The following is a 667-nucleotide window of genomic DNA, read 5'->3' as shown; positions in this document are numbered from 1 at the left end:
GCAAAAAGTTCGAAACTTTCTGAGGCCCAATTTCGGGCCTTCATTCGGCTCGTCGCGGCTGATTTGACGGCCTCCCAGATCGCTCAGGTTTCGGGTCTGAACCGCAACACCGTCAACCGGTTTCTCGGCCTCCTGCGCCAGCGGATGGCCCTCTGGTGCGCCGAACAATCGCCCTTCTCGGGTGTGGTCGAGGCCGACGAAAGTTACTTCGGCCCGCGCCGCGTCAAGGGCATGACGGGGCGCGGCGCGGGTCGGAAAACCATCGTCTTCGGCATCTTCGAACGCGGCGGCCAGGTCTGGTGCCAGGTGGTCCCGGATGTCTCAATGCGTTCATTGCAAAGGGTAATCCTGGAAAGGGTGGAGCCGTCCTCCGTGATCAACACCGACCGGTGGCGCTCGTACAACCACCTCGGAGACTTCGGCTATGCCCATGTCCGCGTCGACCATGGCCGCGACGAATTCGTGCGTGGCGAAGTCCATATCAATGGCATCGAGGCCTTCTGGGGCTATGCCAAGACCCGCCTCGCCAGGTTCCGCGGCATCAGCCCCGCCACCTTTTCTCTGCACTTGAAGGAGTGCGAGTTCAGGTACAACAATCGGGGCGAGGATCTCACCCGGCTTCTCCTCGAAATCTGCCGGAAAAACCCCCTCTGCTAGTCAAGACCCT

The 667-nt window shown here is 61.2% G+C and carries 1 protein-coding gene; it reads left to right on the top strand.

Translation table 11 applies throughout. The annotated features are described in order from the left end of the window. Positions 1-657 (top strand): IS1595 family transposase (locus AC1DZT_RS25330; RefSeq protein WP_478009416.1); only part of this gene is annotated, 657 nt, incomplete at its 5' end. Positions 658-667: the final 10 nt, after the last annotated feature.

The organism is Rhodobacter sp. P1_C2, assembly GCF_056406375.1.
Note: the sequence above shows the minus strand (reverse complement) of the source record. Positions and strands in the feature narration are given on the sequence as shown.